General features: G+C 70.9%; 1 protein-coding gene. It reads right to left on the reverse strand.

Annotated features, from left to right (window positions below; all coding sequences use genetic code 11):
* Nucleotides 1-223 (reverse strand): esterase-like activity of phytase family protein (locus E4K09_RS29325; RefSeq protein ID WP_342211361.1); only part of this gene is annotated, 223 nt, incomplete at both ends.

Raw genomic sequence — 223 nt, forward strand, 5'->3', positions numbered from 1 at the left:
GCCATCGAGGCTCGCCCCGGGCTTGACCGCATGGGACGCGATCCGGCGCAGGCGGCATGAAAAGCCGCCGAACAGCGAGAAGCGGCGCTCGAGGATGAGCGCTTCGCCGGACTCGAGGAACGCCAGGTCCGTCACGTCGTAGCCGTCGCGGAGGAGCACCGTGAACGCTCCCGGCCGGGCACCCGTGAGGATGAAGCCGCGTCCGCCTTCCGCGATGCCCACC

It is taken from the genome of Microvirga pakistanensis (assembly GCF_004458765.1).
GTDB classification, from domain to species: Bacteria; Pseudomonadota; Alphaproteobacteria; order Rhizobiales; family Beijerinckiaceae; genus Microvirga; species Microvirga pakistanensis.